Origin of the sequence: Myxococcus sp. AB025B (assembly GCF_006518215.1) — a bacterium.
Taxonomy (GTDB): Bacteria; Myxococcota; Myxococcia; order Myxococcales; family Myxococcaceae; genus Myxococcus; species Myxococcus fulvus.
In genome coordinates, this window is record NZ_SRLW01000566.1 from 1 (window position 1) to 2,371 (window position 2,371).

At 71.9% G+C, this 2,371-nt stretch carries 2 protein-coding genes and 1 pseudogene; 1 reads left to right on the forward strand and 2 read right to left on the reverse strand.

Features of this window, described 5'->3' with window-relative positions; genetic code table 11:
* The coding region (locus FL311_RS42620) for an RluA family pseudouridine synthase (protein ID WP_368668622.1) at positions 1–1,406 on the forward strand (1,406 nt) is incomplete at its 5' end.
* A gap of 106 nt (positions 1,407–1,512) precedes the next feature.
* On the opposite strand, the gene FL311_RS42625 is transcribed toward FL311_RS42620, so the two are convergent.
* Together FL311_RS42625 and FL311_RS45820 are read right to left on the reverse strand one after the other, a co-directional pair.
* Positions 1,513–1,812 (reverse strand): methyltransferase domain-containing protein, encoded by a 300-nt coding sequence (locus FL311_RS42625; protein WP_194869628.1) that lies wholly within the window; start codon positions 1,810–1,812, stop codon positions 1,513–1,515.
* Between the two features lie 427 nt (positions 1,813–2,239).
* A pseudogene (locus FL311_RS45820) lies at positions 2,240–2,371 on the reverse strand (hypothetical protein); the annotation flags it as partial.

Genomic DNA, 2,371 nt, shown 5'->3' on the forward strand with positions numbered 1-2,371 from the left:
CCCCGCCCCTGTCCGGAGAGGTGCCCCCGCGTCTGCCCAGCCCCTTCGCGCCCGGAGCACCCGGGCCGCTCGCCCGGAGGGCCGCCGAGATGCTCCGTCGGCGCCTCGAGCTCGAGGCCCCTCGCTGGGAGTCCCTGTGGCGTCCGGGCGGAGGAAAGATGTTCGGCGTCCTGGTCGTCTCCACGCCGCAAGGGCCACCAGGCTTCCTGAGCGCCTTCTCAGGGATGCTCGGAGGCCGCTGGGAGGTGGACGGCTTCGCGCCCCCACTCTTCGACTTGAGCGCGCGGGAGACCTTCCTGCCCCAAGGCGAGGCGGAGCTGGCCGAGCTGGGCCACCGGCTGCGCGAGCTGTCCAAGGACCACGAGCGCGCCGTCCTGGACTCGGGGCCCTCCAGCGCCCGGGCACGAGCGCTCGGCGAACGTCGAGACGCCCTGGCCCATGAACGCGCGGAGCGCTCACGGGCCCTGTGGCACCGGCTCACCTGGGACTACGACATCCCCAACGCGCGAGGAGGCCGGGTCCCCCTGGCGAGCCTGTTCGACCCGCGTCCCGTCCCCGGAGGCGCGGGGGAGTGCGCGGCGCCCAAGCTGTTGGCGCAGGCCTACCGTCATGGCCTGAAGCCCCTCGCGCTCGCGGAGTTCTGGTGGGGCGCACAGCCCGAGGGCGGTGGCCGGGTCTCCGGGGCGTACTACCCGGCGTGTGACAGCAAGTGCCGCGCGGTCCTCGGCTTCATGCTGGAGGGGCTCGACGTGGACCCCGCTCCGCCGCTCCCCACCGGAGGTGCGGTGCGGGTGGTGCACGAGGACGCGGCATTGCTCGTGGTGGACAAGGACGCGGGGCTCGCCTCGGTGCCGGGGCGTCATGCCCCGGGCCGGGACTCCGTGCTCGTCCGCCTCCAGTCGCGCTACCCCGAGCTGACCTCCGCGAATTTCCTCCACGCGCTGGACGCGGAGGTCTCCGGCCTCCAGGTGCTCGCGCGGGACGTCGAGACGCGGTCCTCGCTCCAGCGCCAGCTCGCGCGGGGGGAAGCGGAGCATCGCCATGTCGCCTGGGTCGAAGGAGGACTCCCGGGCACGGAGGGCCGAATCGACCTGCCGCTGAGAGGCACCACCTCCGGCGCGCTCGAGTCTCTGGCGGGTCGCGCCCACGGCAAGCACGCGGTGACGGACTGGCGTGTCGTGGAGTCACACGCGGGCCGCACGCGCGTCTGGCTCTGGCCGAGGACACGCCACGCCTGGCAGCTGCGCATCCACACCGCGCATCCCGAGGGGCTCGGTGCCCCCATCGTCGGAGACACCCGCTTCGGGAGCGCGGCCGGGCCCTGGCGACTGCACGCCGAGGGACTCGTCTTCACGCATCCGCGCACGGGCGCGCGACACGACTTCCACGCCCCAGCCCCCTTCTGACGCGACGGCCGAGCGTCTCAAGCCGAGGCCTGACGACGCGCCCAACCCCGGACCGCGCGCATCAGCCAGTCCCAGGTGCGCTCGAGCAGCGGCAGGGCAGGGTAGCTCACGGGGGGAACGGTGAAGTCCATGTTATGGCAGATGAGCAGGCCCCCGGGTCGCAGGTGGTCTCCATCTGCTGGATGAAGCGGAGCGGGTCTCTCTGATGGATGAGCACCCGTCGCTCCACCACGGCGTCGAAGAGTCGCTCTCGCGGCAGTGACGCCATGTCGCAATGCTGGAACCGTACCTGCGACAGCCCCCGCTCCCGAGCGCGGCGCCAGGCCCACTCGAGGGGCTGCGCGGCGCCATCGATGCCCACCACCTCGCCCGAGGGACCGACGAGCTCCGCGGCGAGGGGATTCACCTCCCCACGCCACAGCCGACGTCCAGGACCCGCATCCCGGGCCGCAGCCCCGCGGCCCGGAGCACGCCCTCCGTCAGCGGAAGGAAGACGCTCGCCTGGTACTCCATCGCCTCATCTCCTCGTCCGAGTGGCCTGGCTGATATCCGGTGGTGTCCGAGCCTGTGTCTCGTCTCCGGTGTCTGTCTTCAGTCAAGGACAGTGTTCACGGGGCGAGCACATCCCTCATCCCGAGGGCTGGTTTCCTGAACGAGCCACACGGGAGAGGTCTTTCAGCGCTCGGCGGGATTGGACGAGGGGCCAGGTCCGGTGCGGGGAACGAGGTGTCGCAGGTGTGGGCCTGTCTGTCATTGCGGGGCCCTTCGTGAAACGACGACGGGCCCGGTGGAGCGCACCGGGCCCGTCCTGATGTCTCACGCGGCGGAGCGGCTCAGCCGCCGAGCGCCACGTTCTCCAGCACGCCCAGCGCGTCGGGGACGAGCACGGCGGCGGAGTAGTAGGTGCTCACCAGGTACTGGGTGAGGGCCTGGTCGTTGATGGCCATGCGCTTGACGGTGAGGCT